Source organism: Providencia sp. PROV209 (genome assembly GCF_028479485.1).
GTDB lineage: Bacteria > Pseudomonadota > Gammaproteobacteria > Enterobacterales > Enterobacteriaceae > Providencia > Providencia alcalifaciens.
Genome location: NZ_JAMPNR010000022.1, coordinates 95,236 through 110,869, shown reverse-complemented (window position 1 = coordinate 110,869; position 15,634 = coordinate 95,236). Strand labels below are relative to the sequence as shown.

Sequence of the window (15,634 nt, the reverse complement as noted above, 5' to 3'; positions counted from 1 at the left end):
GCACCGCCTTCTATTCCTTCACAAGAAAGTGTGATAAAAATTGTGAGCATTCTGATGCATTTCTAGTCAGTGTATTTTGGTGAGTATTTAATTCCCACTATTCCTTCTAATTTTGATTGACCTGTTGAGTAAATTCCCCAAAATAGCCGCCTATTATTTTTTGTAAAATGTTCCATACTTGGTATTGAACACATTAATTACGTTATCGAGGAGTCAAAAATGGGTCTGTTTGATCAAATGTTAAGCATGGTTGCTGGTGATAAACTGCAACAGTTTCAATCCGTTATTGATTGGGTTGAAAAGCAAGGCGGGCTCGCTGGTGTCGTCGATAAATTTAACACTGAAGGCTTAGGCGGGATTGTTTCATCTTGGATTTCAGAAGGTGAAAATTTGCCAGTGGATGCTAGCCAGTTAATGCAAGTCTTTGGTGACTCAGGGATCCAAGAACTCGCTCAACGTGTCGGCTTAGATCCACAACAAGCAACAGATATGGTTGCCAAGTACCTACCCACTTTAGTTGATAGTGCGACTCCGAACGGTGAATTACCTGAAAATATTGATTTAGCGTCAATTGGTATGAATTTACTGAAACAAAAACTGTTTGGCTAAGTTCCGCTTGTGACAAGAAAGACTAATGAAAAAGCCCACTCATTCGTGGGCTTTTTACTCAGTTAGCGTTGATACTCATTACGCAGTTTTTTCGCGGCTTCCACCATATTAGCTAACGCTTGGCGAGTCTCCTCCCAACCTCGGGTTTTTAAACCACAATCTGGATTGACCCATAAACGCTCGGCAGGCACCCGCTGCGCAGCCTTGCGCAGCAACGCCACAATCCATTCAACATTCGGTACGTTCGGTGAGTGAATATCATAAACACCTGGACCAATCTCATTGGGGTAATCAAAATCTTCAAACGCATCGAGTAAATCCATATCTGAGCGCGATGTTTCAATAGTGATCACATCTGCATCCAATGCGGCAATAGAATCCATGATATCGTTAAACTCGCAGTAACACATATGGGTGTGGATCTGAGTCTCATCTTCCGCGATAGCAGCACTCAGTTTAAAGGCATCCACCGCCCACGTGAGATATGCTTTCCATTCATTACGGCGTAGCGGTAAGCCTTCTCGCAATGCTGGCTCATCGATTTGAATGATGCCAATGCCCGCCTTTTGTAAGTCATCCACTTCATCACGCAGCGCTAACGCAATCTGCTTCGCGATAGTTTCACGGCTCACATCTTCACGCGGGAATGACCAACACAGTATTGTCACCGGACCTGTCAGCATTCCTTTCACCGGTTTATCCGTCAACGACTGTGCATACTTCGCCCACTCCACGGTAATAGCTTCTGGGCGGCTAATATCACCAATGATCACAGGTGGCTTCACGCAGCGAGAACCGTAACTCTGTACCCAACCATTTTGCGTAAAGATATAGCCATCAAAGTGTTCACCGAAGTATTCCACCATGTCATTTCGCTCAGCTTCACCATGCACGAGGACGTCAATATCCAGTAGCTCCTGCTCCTTGATAGCTTGTTTGATGTGCTCACTGATACTGGTACGGTAATTCAGTTGATCCACATTGCCTTTTTTGAAATCAAGACGCAAAGAACGAATTTCACTGGTTTGCGGGAAAGAGCCAATTGTCGTAGTTGGCCACAACGGTAGATTAAAACGTTGGCGCTGAAGTTCAGCACGCTCTACATAAGGACGAGTACGCTCGGTATCTTTCGCGTTAATTGCCGCTAAGCGCTGAGCGACCTGCGTATTATTGACTCGAGAAGAGGTCCGGCGAGCACGAATTGGCGCACTATAGGCTTCTAATTTTTCAATATTTTCGGTGGTAGGCTGATTTAATGTATGGGTCAATAGCGCCAGTTCTTCACATTTTTGCAGTGCAAACGCAAACCAGCTTTTCACTTCGGCATCCAAACGCGTTTCATCATTTAAATCAATTGGGCTATGCAGTAACGAGCAAGATGAACCGACCCAAAGAGTACGCTCCCCTAGCAGCGGTTTCACCCGTTGAAATTTCTCGCCTAAATCCCCTTTCCATACGTTACGCCCATTAATTAACCCTAACGAAAGCACCCAGTCCTTAGGAAGTGCTTGATGCAGTGCCGCGATATCATCCTTGCCCGCAACCAAATCCACATGTAGTCCTTGCACTGGCAGTTGTTTAATCACATCCAAGTGATGGCTAATACCGTCAAAATAGGTGGTTAATAGTAAATTCGTTTTCCCTGTGAGGGCTTGATAAGCCTCTTGGTAGGCTTGCTGCCATTTGATAGGTAAGTCTAATACCAGTGCAGGTTCATCAATTTGCACCCATTCCACACCTTTTTCAGCGAGTCGAGAAAGTATCTCTTGGTATGCGGGGAGTAAATCCTTCAGTAAAGATAATCGGTCGAATGTCGGTCCTTTCACTTTCCCTAGCCATAGGTAGGTAATCGGTCCAATCACCACTGGCTTCACTTTATGCCCAAGCTTCAACGCTTCATCCACTTCATCAAACAGCTGATTCCACGACAATTTGAACTGTTGTCCTTGCTGGAATTCCGGCACGATATAGTGATAGTTAGTATTAAACCATTTTGTCATTTCCCCTGCGGCAGCAGGCTTACCTGTTGGGGCACGACCGCGAGCCACACGAAATAAAGTATCTAAATCAACAGTGCCATCTTCATTTTGATGACGCGGTGGAACGTTACCGAGTAATAAACTGGTCGTTAATACTTGGTCATACCATGCGAAGTCGCCGACTGGCAGCAGGTCTATCCCTGCATTTTTTTGTTGTTCCCAATGGCGAACACGCAGTTGGTAGCCCGTCTCAAGAAGTGCAGTTTGGTCAATCTTGCCTGCCCAATAATCTTCTTGTGCACGTTTTAGTTCTCTTTTCAGACCGACACGCGGAAACCCAAGTGTATGATTTATAACAGACATATTGACCCCTTAAAATATTTAGCCGTCTAGATGTTTACACATCTATAATCAACAGGTACTGTATAAAGCACAAGCGCAAATTATTCATCGTCAACTTGAAGGTTTCTCATGATCGAATTAAAACACTTAAAAACGTTGCAGGCGCTCAGCCAATACGGATCATTAGCTGCCACTGCGACGCACCTGCATCAGACTCAGTCTGCGCTATCTCACCAATTCAGTGATTTAGAGCATCGCTTAGGCTACAAACTGTTTGTACGTAAAACCCAACCTGTGCATTTTACGCCTCAGGGCGAAGTGTTGCTTCAACTCGCACAACGCATTTTACCGATGGTCAAAGATGCGATTCGCGTCTGTAATGAGCCAACCGTAAGCACTTTGCGTATTGCTATTGAATGCCACAGCTGTATCCAGTGGCTAACGCCGGCTTTACAACAGTTCAGACAGACATGGCCGCAAGTGACTGTTGATTTTAAATCTGGCGTGACGTTTGATCCGCAACCTGAATTGCTCTCACGAGAACTAGATATCGTCATGACTTCGGATATTCTTGCGGAGCAAAACTTACATTACACCCCTATGTTTGATTATGAGGTGAAGCTGGTGGTGGCAAATGACCATCCGTTAGCACAAAAGCCGTTGATTGAACCCCATGATCTCGCCAAAGAGACGCTGCTGATTTACCCTGTCCAACGTCAACGCTTTGATATTTGGCGTCATTTCTTGCAGCCTGCGGGAGTTTCACCCAACATTAAAACCGTCGACAATACATTAATTTTAATTCAGATGGTGGCGGCCAAAATGGGTATTGCGGCATTGCCTCACTGGGCAGTCGATTCCTTTGAAAAACAAGGTTTGATTAAGACAAAAACATTAGGGAATGGGCTATGGAGCCGACTGTACGCTGCATGTCGTGAAGGAGAACAGCGTCAGCCAGCCATTGAAACATTTACCAATACAGCTACTGATCACGCGGTAGAGAATTTGTCTTATGTGAAGCCGGTTCAAGGATCCAGCGCTTATGCACCCACAGAGAAGCAATTATCAGGCTCGACCCCATGGTAAAGCTGATCCAATTAGGGTGTTGCTGCCAAATTGCAAAGTTAACCAACAACCCTGCTGGAACCATCATGTTATTCATAATAGCAAGGGTTCCGGCATCCACCTTCGTTGCCCCATAGTTCCACATAAAGTAACCAATACCCGACGCAACCATGCCTAACCACAATAAAACAATCCATTGGGCTTGGCTTGTCGGCACCATCGCCTTATTACCAAACAGCAGCCATCCCACCAACGAAATCAGGGTTGCACCAATATAAAACCACGAAAAAGCTTGGTGTTGAGGAATAGGATGCACTTCCATTAAACGCTTATAACCAACTTGCCCAAGGGCAAAGAAGATGTTGGCAAGCTGAACAAACATCAATCCAACCCAGAATGACTCACTTAAATGATCATAACGAATAATGGCAGCGCCAATCACAGCGAGAATAGAGCTAAATAAGTAGCCTATACGTAGACGCTGGCGCTCTAAAAAGTCGTAAATCAGTGTGACGTAGAGAGGAGTTAATACCGTAAATAGCAAAAATTCAGCCACGCTCAGGTATTTATAGGCTTGGAAAACAAAGTAATACATGATCCCCAGCTGGCAAGCACCCACCAGCATGTACAACAAGATCACTTTGGTGCTGAAATTACGCCAGCGAAGGAAAGGAAGGAATACCAAGGCAGCCAAACTCACACGAATCAGAACAGATAACCAGCTATCCACCTGCCCTGCAAGGTATTCCCCCATTAAACTAAAAGACGCTGCCCACAGCAGCGTCGTAATCACGAGTAACCACATTGCTATCCACTCTTAAGCACGATTGTCTATCAAACAAGAATGCCCGTAGAATACTCGGTTTTTCGTTTTAATGCTCTTTTTCGATCAGCACGGCTTCCAATAAATCCAGATCCACCAGCAAGCTCTGCAAGGTTTCATTGCTAATTTTACGTGTAGCACGTAAATGATAGAGCTCACCACGCTCTGCACGTAGTGCTGTCAACCGGAAACGTCGCTCGAGATTTTCAATCTGCAAGTTATGCTCCATTTCGTCTTGATCCGCCGTCCGGCGACGTAAATGACCAATGACCCTTGTCGCAACTTCATTGATATCTTCGGAATCTAATTGCTCCTCAACATCTGCAGACAAACGCTCCTGCATTTTATTCAAGCTGACAATTGCCACTTCAGCCATGGCCGCTTTCGCCATGCGAATCTCGTTAATATCCGCCTCTTTATCCCCGACTTGGAAATTACGCAGTAGAAGCGGTAGAGCCACCACCCCTGCAAAAATAGAGAATAAAATGACCCCTGCGGCAATAAAGACAAGCTGATACCTTGCTGGGAATGGCGAACCATCCGTTAAAAAGAGCGGCACAGAGAGCACACCCGCTAAAGTAATAGCTCCGCGAACCCCCGCGAAAGAAGCTAGCCACAGCTCACGCACAGTATAATTTGCAAATTGAAGCGGACGCTTTTTCAGGAAGAGGCGGCTAAATCTTTTCATCAGCCACAACCAACAGAAACGTAAAATCAGTAAGGCGAAATAGATGATAACGACTGCGGTAAATAGCATCCACGTTTCAACGCTTGGATCGAGTTCCGCTTGAACGACCGACGTTTCCCAGATGCCCGGTAGTTGCAGACCCAGCATAATGAACACTAAACCGTTAAAAACGAACTCTAACATCGACCAGACGCTGTCCGCACGCAGGCGCATTGCTAAAGGTGCATTGCGAATAACACCGGATTTAGTGATAGTCATACCCGCCGCCACCGCGGCTAAAATACCGGAGAAACCGATATGTTCTGCAATCATGTATGATGCAAATGGCAGCAACAACATAAATACGATCTGTGTTGCAGGATCATCACCACTCCAACGGCTCATCAAACGTAGAGATTTACTGTATAGCCAAGTGACGGCAACACCGGCTAACAAGCCGCCCACTGCCACTTTAATAAATTCAATGGTAACCTCAGAGACACTGAAGACCATGGTTCCCATCGCAATGGCGACGGCAAATTTTAACGCGACCAGACCTGAAGCATCATTCATCAATGCTTCACCCTCTAGAACGCTCATCATACGCTTAGGAATGCGCCCTTTACCCACAATAGAGGACAACGCCACCGCATCCGTTGGAGATAATACCGCCGCCAGAGCAAAGGCCGCAATAAGTGGAATACCGGGCATTAGCCAGTAAATCAGATACCCAATCCCGACGACTGTCACCAAGACGAGCACCAACACCAGAATAAAAATTTCTCTTCCATTCTGGAAAAATTCACGGGTTGGCGTTTTCCAGCCATCGACGAATAACAGAGGGGGGATCAACAGAACCATAAATAGTTCAGGATCAAAAGAGACATGCAATCCAAATTGAGGCCACGCCAACAATGCACCGATAGCTATCTGAATAAGAGGAAGGGGAATACGGATGGGGATGACTTTCGTCACCACTCCAGAAACTGAAACAGCCAAAATCAAAATAAGAATAGTAAAGAAAATTTCCATGTTGCCCTTACTTATTGACTAATGCATACCCTAAATATCGCAGCTTAAAGTATAACGGGATAACCCAAAATTTGCCTGCCGCCGCATAGTAAGAGATAGCACCGTCCAGACCATGAGATTTTCAGTCAAGGCAGTCACTCATTGAAAATAGGCATTTTCACTTCATTTTCCGCCTTACCACTATTCTATCCTTAACAGGCTATCTGACGGGAAAATAATTTTAACTTTAGAATTAATCGCAACAATCCGTTAAAGGGCGACAATGGATGCCGCCCTATCATGAGAATTACCTTTAGATAGCGAGGTCGGCAGCATAAAACGCTACCAGTAGAACCGCGATAACGACGCTACCTAGGTTTAGCTTACGCCACTCACCCGCACAGATACGCCCAATAACCAGTGATGCAAAACCTAACATAATACCGGTAACGATATTACAGGTTAATACGATGAACACCGCACACAGTAGACCTGACATCGAATCCACAAAATCATCGAAATCCAATTTCGAGACATTGCTCAGCATCAACAGACCCACATACATTAGCGCTGGCGCTGTTGCATACGCAGGAACCAGATAAGATAACGGTGATAAGAACAAGATAAATAAGAATAAAATACCGACAACCACCGCGGTTAAGCCTGTACGACCACCCGCAGCAGTTCCTGCTGCTGATTCAATATACACGGCAGCTGGGGATGCACCGATTGCCCCTGCAAAAATACTGCTCACTGAGTCAGCGGTTAATGCCTTTCCACCATCGATAATTTGGCCGTCTTTATCCAGCAAGTTAGCTTGTCCTGCCACAGCACGAATCGTACCTGTCGCATCGAAAACCGCTGTCATGACTAACGCCAGAACACTTGGTAGAACCGCAGCTTGCAGAGCCCCCATGATGTCCATGTTAAACATTAGAGCCAAACCATCTTCACCCAATGAAGGCAGTTTAAAGAAACCTTGATACTTCACCGCAGGATCGAAAATTAACCCAATAATTGAGATAGCGATAATCACCAGTAATACCCCACCCGGCACACGGCGTTTTTCTAACCCAAAAATTACCGCTAATCCAATCAGGGACATTAAAACTGGGAATGACGTAAATTCACCCAATGCCACAGGTAAGCCAGCATTTGGGTTTTTCACTACTAAGCCAACACCGGTAGCGGCAATAAGTAATAAAAATAGACCAATACCAATACCGGTCCCGTGCGCCACACCCATTGGCATATTACGTAAAATCCAACTGCGGATCCCAGTGATCGAGATAATGGTGAATAAACACCCCATTAGGAACACGGCCCCGAGTGCAACTGGGATACTGATATGTTGCCCTAATACTAAGCTAAATGCCGTAAATGCGGTGAGTGAGATGGCGCAGCCAATTGCCATCGGTAGATTCGCCCACAGCCCCATTAATAATGAACCGAAGCCAGCCACTAAACAGGTTGCAATAAACACAGCAGTAGGAGGAAACCCCGCCTGCCCTAGCATACCTGGCACCACGATGACAGAATAAACCATCGCTAAGAATGTGGTTAATCCCGCAATGATTTCGCGGCGTACTGATGAGCCACGCGCTGTGATCTTAAAATATGAATCCAATTTGCAATTGGATGAAGCCTGTTGGCCTGCCATGGTATACCTCTGCTATTAATTTTAGAAAATTCTATGTCACTATTTTTACTAAGCAATTTTTTAATTTTGCCCAAATGCTTAGCGAACATTGTCTCAGCTTTAAATCCACGTAAACGATTACTTTTTTGAAAACACTCACTGAACCGAGATATCTATCAAGGCAAAATTATTCTCTAGGAACAGTACGCAATCGTTTGGCTTTTAGAGCAAAGTGAGGCAAATTGTGAAGAGCGTAATTATCGTTCGAAAGGGGGGAATTGATCAAGTGTTTTATGCCTGCCTATTTTTCAACCTGACAAATGCAAAAAATATCAAAAATGAGCTGTATCTTTGCGATTATCCAGAATAGTTAAGTTTATTCACCTTTATATACCTTTCGTTTAAAGACAAATTTAAAAGTATTGATAAACTATTTAATAATAATTTTTTATTATTTATAAAAATCATCTTTTTATAAAAGCATTTATTTCCAACACTGATTAAATAATTAATTTACTCAGTGATTGTTTTTATAAAAATATTTTCAATATAACATTTAAATATTCTCTATAAATACCATGTCAATGACTGCACCATCCATTACAACACCAAAGAAAAGCGCCTTAATGCTTTTTTTTCTGTTTTTACTTATTTATCTTCTTCCTGGAATTTATGGCCATAGCCCATGGAAACAGGACGAAAACTACAGTTTTGGTATCATCCAAACCATGTATGAAACCGGAAATTGGCTTGTTCCGACCAATGCTGGTGAACCATTCATGGAAAAACCACCATTATATTATTGGACCGCTACCGTTTTTTCTCATCTGCTTTCAGGTGTTATGCCACTGTATGATGCAGCACGCAGTGCCAGCCTATTTTTTTCTATTATTAACTTTTCCTTTTTTGTTTTATTAGCACGTCGTTTTTTTAAATCTGAACATTTTGCAGATGCCCGTGTTTGGACAGCATTTGCATTGTATATTTGTGCTCCGGGGGTATTACGTCATACCCATGAAATGTTTACTGATGTTTCGTTAATGACGGGAGCGACAATTGGTTTATATGGCTTATTAGGGCTGATTCAACAGCAAAAAATTACCGCATCTGCCTGCTGGCTTGCCCTTGGGACAATCATCACTACGCTTTCTAAAGGGATATTTATTCCTGGCGTTTTATGGATCAGCCTATTACTCGCGCCTGTATTTATCACACAATGCCGTATTAAACTATTTTGGCTACCTACTCTATTGGCGGGGGTTGTTGCTCTCATCGCAATTTTACCTTGGCCAATCATGCTGTATGTACAGCATCCAGAACTGTTTGTTACTTGGTTTTGGGAAAATAATATTGGTCGTTTCCTTGGATTCTCCGTTGAAAAACTCGGCGCAAAAGCGAACTTTACGCGAATTCCTTCTGCCATTGTGTTCTTTGCCCTACCCGCGGGACTACTTGCAACCGCCTATTTCCTACGCCACCCACTGAAACGCCTTCGCGATCGTAATGAATATTTACTCGTCATTTTCCCTGTATTGGGTGTGACGTTCTTGCAAATGTCTGCCAGTGGTCGCGCACTCTATTTACTGCCTTTCATTGCTCCGATGGCGATTTTAGCAGTACATACTTTGGGCTGGTTTTCCGATAAAGCCTTAAACGTATTTGCACGTTTCTCGGCACTATTTTGGTCGGGACTCATTCTCTTTTTGTGGATCTGTTACGTGATTGTGCTTATGGGGCACCAAGCACAATGGTTACCTGTATTTGGGCGCTGGCTTCCTCTTGATTATCATCTGGAATTTTCAATTTTTTCATTGATTTCGGGTATGTTTATTACCTGTTTTTGGTTCTTTCGTCATCGCTTAATCTCTTCTTCCAATACAGCGTTCCTCGCCATGAGAAATTGGTCACTCGGTATGGTGAGTGTCTGGAGCATTATCCTGACGCTGTTTGTTGGTTGGATTGATTACTCGAAAGGCTACGAAGGTGTATTCGTGGATCTTCGTCACCACTTGGAAGGACAATTCGCCCCCAATGACTGTATGGCATCTCAAGGTCTTGGGGAGTCGGAAACACCTATGCTCTATTATTACACGGGTATTTTGCACCAAAGGCAGATGCACTTTGAAAAACCGCAACACTGCCGCTGGCTTATTGTCTATTCCAAAGAAGTAAACCCTGCACCTGAAGGCATGGAATTCTTTTGGTCGAATCACCGCCCTGATGAATTCCACGAAAATTTAGTGGTTTACCGCGCGACCGAATAAAAAAATCCCCGAGCTAAAAACTCGGGGATTTTTTTCATCTGTTGAAATGAGTAGATTCTATTGCGCTTGCTGCTGAATTGCCTGTGCACCGTATTTTTCACGGGTAAACCATAAAAATAATCCGGCAATCCCAATCAGCAAAATAGGTAAACCAGAAGGTGAAATCGCAGTTGCAGCCCCCGCTAATAACGGACCTGAAAGATTACCAATTCCCCATAACATAGCTGCTGCGGCATTCGCAATAATGAGCTCATTACCCCTGAAATATTGCCCTATTTGCACCAATGCAATGGTATAAATTGCTCCCGCCGTTGCGCCTAGCACAAACAGTAGTACCCAAATAAAGTAAGTATGCGTAATCCAGAAGGGCAACAATATGCTCGCCCCTAGCGTGATAACACCACAAATGCGATACAATTTTTCGCGATTCATATGGTCAGCAAGCCAGCCAAAAGGCAATTGCATGATGGCATCCCCTGCCAGAATCGCACTGATCATCATCGCAGCAACTGCTTCTGTATGCCCCATTCCCATGCCATAAATCGGGAACATAGATAGAATCGTGCCATCAAAAAAAGCAAAAAATAAAATGCCAGCACAGATTCCGGGGGCGACTTTCACAAACTGCGTGATCGAAAAATGAGATTCAGAGGCTGTTTCGGTTAGCTTATCCCCGATTTTCTGATCCATCACTAGGAATAAAGCAACTGAAATTAAGTGAATTAGCGTACAAATGAATAGTGGCGATTTATCTTCCACGCCATAGTAAGCAATAAAAGAGGGACCTAATAGCTGGCTGACAGTAAACACGGTCGTGTAAATCGCTAATATACGCCCACGTTTGTTTTCCGGAGATAGCTCATTGATCCATATCTCTCCTAAGCAAATCATCACTCCGCTGGCTAACCCCGTAATCAACCGTAGCGGAAACAGTAACCATAACGGTAGTGAACTCAATAAAGGTAATAAACTGATAGCGGAAATAATCGTAGCGATAAGCATCGCTTTGCGCTTACCACTCCACCGCACAATACGCTGTACCACTGGCGCGATTAAAAACATTCCCAACGCGGGCGCGGCAGAAATAATGCCAATATACAATTCCCCGACACCAAAATTATTCAGTCTCAGCGCCACCATAGGGATACTGAGACCAATCACAATACCGATAACAGCAATGCTGGTTGTAATCGTAAAAATAGCAAAAGAGGCAGAACGTCGAAAATGTTGGAAACGCTGATTGTCAGGGCTCATTTTTGTATTAATCCGCTAAATTAGAATCACCCAGCGGATATAAACTCCAAAATATTATTATTTAATTGAAATAAAAAGCTGTTGTATGTTTATCTATCAGAATAATGCAAATAAATTATACCACGAATTTAATCAACAAAATAAGACACTCAAAAATAAGAAATATTATATTTACAACAATGCATTAAAAATTTATCTTTCCATTTATCATCTACCAGCAAAATATTATTTTCATAATATCGAATTTCTGACATTTCATATTTAAGATGTTAGAATTGGCAGCAGAAATTAGAGTTCATGGAAGCTAGATGTAGGAAAGTAATATCATGGAAAATAAAATAAATATAAAAATTGGTCAGAAAGTTCGTTTATTGCGCCAAGCGAGAAATTTGTCTCTCAGTGAGCTATCGCACTTATCGGGCATTTCTAAAGCCGCCCTCTCTAAGCTTGAATCGGGAGATTCGAACCCGCGTATCGACACTTTAGAATCCATAGCTGCCGCACTGCGTTTTCCTCTCAGTGATTTATTTACACGCCAAAATGAATCCTATCCCTATTTAGTAAAATCGACACCACTCGAAGGCGACTATTTAGAACAATTTAAATTCCGCATTAGCATGGGAAATGTGTCTGAGATCTGGCAGCTAAGTATGAAGAGAGGCGCGATTATTAACAGTCCCGCCCACATGGTGGGTACCCATGAGCATATTATGGTGCACTCAGGTTCCTTAATGCTGCGATTGGACGATGAACATAGTGTGGTACTTGACGCTGGGGATTTTTATGCCTTCAGCGGAGATTTCCCTCACGCTTATTTATGTATTGAAGGGGATGTCCATGCCACTGTCGTGATGACCTATGCTCATTTAAGTGATGGCGTTTAATTTATCAGCCTACCATCCCTGTAGGCCAATCATGCTCATTAAGAATTACTGCACATAATCCTGCATAATTTCAAATACGCGAAGGTCATCGCTAAAACGCACTTCACGGACATCTTCTAGCTTTTCAACTTGGTTAACCATTTGAGATAAGCGTTCATCTTTCTGAACTAATAACCAGATTCTACTTTCGTCCTTATCTTTAATTGGCATACACAAAATGCCATCCACGTTAAATGCTCGACGAGCAAACAACCCACAAATATGTGACATGACGCCCGGATGGTTGCGAACAATTAATTCTAAGGCGATTGGATGATGTTCAAATACCATAATTACGCTCCGATCATATCAATATTAGCGGCACCAGGAGGAACCATTGGATATACCTTCTGATTCACATCAATCAAGGCATGAATTAAGCACGGTCCTTTAGTGTTCATAATCGCTTCCAGCGCCATTTCAGGATCGGCCTCATTATTCAAATCACACGTTTGGAAACCAAACCCAGAAGCAATCTTAATAAAATCCGTCTGATAAGGATAAGCTGCAGCAAATATCCGATTTTCAAAAAACAGATCTTGCTGCTGGTACACCATTCCCAATGCTTGGTTATTCATTAAAATAATTTTAATGTTTAACTGATGCTCGGCAGCAGTGGCTAATTCCTGAATATTCATCATCAAGCTACCATCGCCAGAAAAACACACGATAGTTTTATCTGGGTGAGCTAAGGCAGCACCAATGGCGGCTGGTAATCCAAAGCCCATCGTACCCAAACCACCTGACGTCAACCATTGGCGAGGACGCGATAATGGGTAAACTTGTGCAGCCCACATCTGATGCTGCCCCACATCTGTTGTTACAATCGCCTCTTCACCCGCAGCTCTTGCCGTCGCTAAGACTAAACCGTAGTGATCTAATGGATCATCCGCATTCGCTAAATTCAGCGGATAATGAGTTTTCAGATCATTAACTTGCTGCACCCATTCTTGGCGATCATTACGCTCAACTAATGGCAGCAGTAATTCTAAGATTTGCCCTGCATCCGCATGAATCGCAATATCAGGACGCTTAATTTTACTGATTTCAGCTTTATCGATATCCACATGAATAATTTTGGCATTTGGACAAAACTTTTCTGCTTTACCAATAGCACGATCGTCAAAACGTGCACCAATAACAATCAGCAAATCAGACTCTTCCATTACCATATTAGTACTACGCGCCGCATGCATACCCAACATACCCAAATACAGCGGATGGCGCATTGGAATGGTTCCTAATGCCATCAACGTCATCGTAGTTGGTAACGAGGCTTTTTCTGCAAATGCGATAGCCGTCGCAGTCGAGTCTGAGCTAATCACCCCACCACCAAAATAAAGCACTGGCCGCTTAGCTCGGTTGATCATCTCCGCCGCTTGGATCACTTTCTCCATATCGAAGCTTGGTGTTTTATCCTTCGGTAAAACCTCTGGCAAGGTCTCTAATTCAATGGTTGCTGTTTGAACATCTTTCGGAATATCAATCCAAACAGGTCCCGGACGCCCTGATTCAGCGATGCGAAAGGCTTCGCAGATAACCCGAGGCAGGTCTTCAATGCTACGCACCAAATAGTTGTGTTTCGTAATCGGAATTGAAATACCGTAAGTGTCCACTTCCTGAAATGCATCAGTACCAATCATAGAAGAAGGCACCTGCGCAGTGATGCAAACCAATGGAATAGAGTCCAGTTTGGCATCCGCAATGGCAGTGACTAAGTTCGTTGCACCGGGACCGCTTGAAGAAATACAGACCGCGGCTTTACCTGTGCTACGCGCGATTCCTTGCGCAATGAAGCCAGCGCCTTGCTCATGGCGCGCCAGTATGTGACGAATTTTTTTGCTCTGCCCCAGTGCATCGTAGAATGGCAATGCCGCCCCGCCCGGAATCCCAGAAACAAGAGTAATTCCATGTTCTTCCAACAAATGGACGATTAATTCTGCGCCTGTAAAACAGGTTTTTTGTGGTGATGTTGTGCCCGACTCGCTCATAATTTTTTATTCCTTCACTAGCCTGCGGATCCGAGTTTTAGGTCATAAAAAAACCCCGCTCGGTTTGCGCCGGCGGGGTTTCTAAATCGCGTGATTTGTTCCCGTTACGGCGCTAAGCCCACGACCACCACCACACGCACGACTACCGCGGCTAGTGGCGCGGTAAGTAGTAGGTTTGAACGGTTAGCAGTCATTTTCACGGGGTTTTCCTGTAATTTAATTCTGTCTAGTTAAAGTCTGTCTGATTTTTCGTTATTGTGTTTGCTGCATTTAAGAAACCATAAAATCCTAACCTTCACAACCCTTTTTTTCGTTTTTCTTGGTTGCGGATTTCAAATGAGAGACGCATCACAAAATATTGTTGTGTTGTGATAACTTGAATTAAGTTTTCCATAAAAAAATAAAGCCCTTAAATTTAAGGGCTTTATTTAATGACTTGAATTTTCTAATACAAAAATTAGAACGGGATATCGTCATCAAAATCCATTGGTGGTTCATTCGATTGTGGTGCTGGTGAACGCGCTGGTGCTGCGCCGCCGCCACTGAACTGTTGCGCTGCTTGTGGCTGTTGTGGTTGACCCCAACTGCCTTGCCCGCCGCTTTGACCTTGTGATGGTGCATCACCACCGCGACCACCCAACATTTGCATTGAACCGCCAATATTCACCACAACTTCAGTGCTGTAACGATCTTGACCACTTTGGTCTTGCCATTTACGCGTTTGCAGTGAACCTTCGATATAAACTTGTGAACCTTTTTTCAGATATTCGCCGGCAACTTCCGCTAATTTGCCGAAAATAACAACACGGTGCCATTCTGTTTTTTCACGCATTTCACCGGTTTGCTTGTCACGCCAACTTTCAGAAGTTGCCAGAGTCAGGTTAGCGACAGCTCCGCCGTTAGGCATATAACGGATTTCTGGATCTTGTCCTAAGTTACCGATAAGAATTACTTTATTTACGCCTCTGCTGGCCATTTGTTACTCCTGATGCATTGAATTTTTAATCTCTGGACTGACCGTGAAGTTTAACACGACCTATCTGTATTGCACCATAAATTGAGATTGC

13 protein-coding genes are annotated in these 15,634 nt (G+C 43.8%); 4 read left to right on the top strand and 9 right to left on the bottom strand.

Going from position 1 to position 15,634, the window contains the following annotated elements; genetic code table 11:
- The first annotated feature begins 219 nt into the window (after positions 1-219).
- Positions 220-609 carry a YidB family protein gene (locus PR795_RS15875; RefSeq protein WP_006663291.1) on the top strand — a complete coding sequence of 130 codons (390 nt, stop codon included), beginning with the start codon at positions 220-222 and terminating at the stop codon, positions 607-609.
- Positions 610-671: 62 nt separating this feature from the next.
- Here the strand turns inward: PR795_RS15875 and metE are convergent, their stop codons facing one another.
- Positions 672-2,951, bottom strand: a complete 2,280-nt coding sequence (metE, locus tag PR795_RS15870; RefSeq protein ID WP_181480560.1) for a 5-methyltetrahydropteroyltriglutamate--homocysteine S-methyltransferase — start codon at positions 2,949-2,951, stop codon at positions 672-674.
- 108 nt (positions 2,952-3,059) lie between these two features.
- Here metE and metR point away from each other — a divergent pair, with 108 nt between their 5' ends.
- Positions 3,060-4,016 (top strand): HTH-type transcriptional regulator MetR, encoded by a 957-nt coding sequence (gene metR, locus PR795_RS15865; RefSeq protein WP_181480559.1) that lies wholly within the window; start codon positions 3,060-3,062, stop codon positions 4,014-4,016.
- On the opposite strand, the gene PR795_RS15860 is transcribed toward metR, so the two are convergent.
- The 3 genes from PR795_RS15860 to PR795_RS15850 all read right to left on the bottom strand — a co-directional run bounded on the left by PR795_RS15860 (position 3,913) and on the right by PR795_RS15850 (position 8,156).
- Complete coding sequence (locus tag PR795_RS15860) at positions 3,913-4,800, bottom strand: carboxylate/amino acid/amine transporter (protein ID WP_181480558.1); 888 nt, start codon at positions 4,798-4,800, stop codon at positions 3,913-3,915. The genes metR and PR795_RS15860 overlap by 104 nt on opposite strands.
- A gap of 67 nt (positions 4,801-4,867) precedes the next feature.
- Entirely contained in the window at positions 4,868-6,517 is a 1,650-nt protein-coding gene (locus PR795_RS15855) for a Na+/H+ antiporter (RefSeq protein WP_006658322.1), read from the bottom strand.
- Positions 6,518-6,809: 292 nt separating this feature from the next.
- On the bottom strand, positions 6,810-8,156 hold the full coding sequence (locus PR795_RS15850; protein WP_006658320.1) for an NCS2 family permease: 1,347 nt from the start codon (positions 8,154-8,156) through the stop codon (positions 6,810-6,812).
- A 605-nt stretch (positions 8,157-8,761) separates the two neighbouring features.
- On the opposite strand from PR795_RS15850, the gene PR795_RS15845 reads away from it, so the two are divergent.
- Positions 8,762-10,399, top strand: a complete 1,638-nt coding sequence (locus tag PR795_RS15845) for an ArnT family glycosyltransferase (RefSeq protein ID WP_272516941.1) — start codon at positions 8,762-8,764, stop codon at positions 10,397-10,399.
- Between the two features lie 57 nt (positions 10,400-10,456).
- Here PR795_RS15845 and PR795_RS15840 read toward each other — a convergent pair whose 3' ends face one another.
- Positions 10,457-11,653 (bottom strand): MFS transporter, encoded by a 1,197-nt coding sequence (locus tag PR795_RS15840; RefSeq protein ID WP_272516940.1) that lies wholly within the window; start codon positions 11,651-11,653, stop codon positions 10,457-10,459.
- Positions 11,654-11,979: 326 nt separating this feature from the next.
- Between PR795_RS15840 and PR795_RS15835 the strand changes: the two genes are divergently transcribed.
- Entirely contained in the window at positions 11,980-12,537 is a 558-nt protein-coding gene (locus PR795_RS15835) for a helix-turn-helix domain-containing protein (RefSeq protein ID WP_006658315.1), read from the top strand.
- Between the two features lie 45 nt (positions 12,538-12,582).
- Here PR795_RS15835 and ilvN read toward each other — a convergent pair whose 3' ends face one another.
- From ilvN to PR795_RS15815, 4 genes are all read right to left on the bottom strand, one after another.
- On the bottom strand, positions 12,583-12,867 hold the full coding sequence (gene ilvN, locus PR795_RS15830; RefSeq protein WP_006658314.1) for an acetolactate synthase small subunit: 285 nt from the start codon (positions 12,865-12,867) through the stop codon (positions 12,583-12,585).
- Between the two features lie 2 nt (positions 12,868-12,869).
- A complete protein-coding gene (gene ilvB / locus PR795_RS15825; RefSeq protein WP_181480556.1) occupies positions 12,870-14,567 on the bottom strand; it encodes an acetolactate synthase large subunit in 1,698 nt (565 codons plus the stop codon).
- A gap of 104 nt (positions 14,568-14,671) precedes the next feature.
- Positions 14,672-14,761, bottom strand: coding sequence for an ilvB operon leader peptide IvbL (gene ivbL / locus PR795_RS15820; RefSeq protein ID WP_108479355.1), 90 nt, complete (start codon positions 14,759-14,761; stop codon positions 14,672-14,674).
- A gap of 263 nt (positions 14,762-15,024) precedes the next feature.
- Positions 15,025-15,543, bottom strand: coding sequence for a single-stranded DNA-binding protein (locus PR795_RS15815; RefSeq protein ID WP_006658311.1), 519 nt, complete (start codon positions 15,541-15,543; stop codon positions 15,025-15,027).
- Positions 15,544-15,634 lie beyond the last annotated feature (91 nt).

What these genes read in the sequence shown, in the direction of transcription:
- PR795_RS15855 (WP_006658322.1), bottom strand. Translation starts at nt 6,517, where the DNA reads ATGGAAATTTTCTTTACTATTCTTATTTTGATTTTGGCTGTTTCAGTT.
- PR795_RS15835 (WP_006658315.1), top strand. Translation starts at nt 11,980, where the DNA reads ATGGAAAATAAAATAAATATAAAAATTGGTCAGAAAGTTCGTTTATTG.
- ivbL (WP_108479355.1), bottom strand. Translation starts at nt 14,761, where the DNA reads ATGACTGCTAACCGTTCAAACCTACTACTTACCGCGCCACTAGCCGCG.
- PR795_RS15860 (WP_181480558.1), bottom strand. Translation starts at nt 4,800, where the DNA reads ATGTGGTTACTCGTGATTACGACGCTGCTGTGGGCAGCGTCTTTTAGT.
- PR795_RS15815 (WP_006658311.1), bottom strand. Translation starts at nt 15,543, where the DNA reads ATGGCCAGCAGAGGCGTAAATAAAGTAATTCTTATCGGTAACTTAGGA.
- ilvN (WP_006658314.1), bottom strand. Translation starts at nt 12,867, where the DNA reads ATGGTATTTGAACATCATCCAATCGCCTTAGAATTAATTGTTCGCAAC.
- PR795_RS15845 (WP_272516941.1), top strand. Translation starts at nt 8,762, where the DNA reads ATGCTTTTTTTTCTGTTTTTACTTATTTATCTTCTTCCTGGAATTTAT.
- ilvB (WP_181480556.1), bottom strand. Translation starts at nt 14,567, where the DNA reads ATGAGCGAGTCGGGCACAACATCACCACAAAAAACCTGTTTTACAGGC.
- metE (WP_181480560.1), bottom strand. Translation starts at nt 2,951, where the DNA reads ATGTCTGTTATAAATCATACACTTGGGTTTCCGCGTGTCGGTCTGAAA.
- metR (WP_181480559.1), top strand. Translation starts at nt 3,060, where the DNA reads ATGATCGAATTAAAACACTTAAAAACGTTGCAGGCGCTCAGCCAATAC.
- PR795_RS15875 (WP_006663291.1), top strand. Translation starts at nt 220, where the DNA reads ATGGGTCTGTTTGATCAAATGTTAAGCATGGTTGCTGGTGATAAACTG.
- PR795_RS15850 (WP_006658320.1), bottom strand. Translation starts at nt 8,156, where the DNA reads ATGGCAGGCCAACAGGCTTCATCCAATTGCAAATTGGATTCATATTTT.
- PR795_RS15840 (WP_272516940.1), bottom strand. Translation starts at nt 11,653, where the DNA reads ATGAGCCCTGACAATCAGCGTTTCCAACATTTTCGACGTTCTGCCTCT.